We start from the raw sequence: 1,003 nt of genomic DNA, 5'->3' as shown, positions 1-1,003 counted from the left end.
CTGACAGGCGCCGGCGCCGCCTGTCAGCGCGCGGTCGGCGGGCTGTCAGGGCGCCCGGGCATCGTCGTGGTCATCAAGAACGACGACACCCGATCAGGAGAAACCCCATGAGCGCCGGCATCACCGAGAAGTCCCAGGCCGAGCTGACCGAGTTCGTCGCGCGGACGGCCACGAAGTTCGACATCCCCGGTGTCACCGTGGGCGTGTGGGCGGACGGTCGCGAGACCTTCGCGAGCCATGGAGTGACCAGCCTCGACAACCCGCTCCCGGTGGACGAGGACACGCTGTTCCTGCTGGGTTCCACCACGAAGACCTTCACGGCGACCGCGCTGATGCGGCTGGTCGCCGACGGCCGGGTCGAGCTGGACGCTCCGGTGCGCCGCTACGTTCCCGAGCTCGTCCTCGCGGATGAGAAGGCGGCGGCCGAGATCACCGTCCTGAACCTGCTCAACCACACCTCGGGCCTCGACTGGAACCTCATCGTCGACACCGGGGACGGCGACGACGCCCTGGCCGCCTTCGTGGCGAAGATGGCCGAGCTGCAGTTCGTCGGTGAGCCCGGTGCCCGCGCCTCGTACAGTCAGGCCGCGTTCAACCTGCTCGGGCGCGTCCTGGAGAAGGTCACGGGTCTGACGTACGAACGGGCCATCGCCTCGCTCCTGTTCGAGCCGCTGGGGCTTTCGCACAGCTTCTTCGGCACCGCCGAGGTCATGACCAGGCGGTTCGCCGTGGGCCACAACCCCGATGAGGACGGCGACCTCGCCGTCGCGCGGGAGTGGAAGCTCACCCGGGCCAACAACCCCGGCGGGGGGCTCGCCTCCTCGGCGTCGGACGTCCTCGCCTGGGCTCGTTTCCAGCTCGGCGACGGTCTTACCGAGAAGGGCGAGCGGCTTCTGCCGACCGAGGTGCTGCACCGGATGCGGGAGCAGACGGTCGAGCTGCGCGGCAGCAATCTCGGTGACGGCTTCGGCATCTGCTGGTTCCTGCGCGAGGTGGACGGCGT

The 1,003-nt window shown here is 69.4% G+C and carries 1 protein-coding gene; it reads left to right on the top strand.

Annotation, left to right across the window (positions count from 1 at the left end):
- Nucleotides 1–107: 107 nt before the first annotated feature.
- Nucleotides 108–1,003: serine hydrolase domain-containing protein (locus ACFVZW_RS37105; protein ID WP_384531019.1), on the top strand; the 896-nt coding region annotated here is incomplete at its 3' end.

The organism is Streptomyces sp. NPDC059567 (genome assembly GCF_042735655.1).
Classification (GTDB): Bacteria; Actinomycetota; Actinomycetes; order Streptomycetales; family Streptomycetaceae; genus Streptomyces.
The sequence above is the reverse complement of the archived record's forward strand: the minus strand, read 5'-3'. Positions and strand labels throughout refer to the sequence as shown.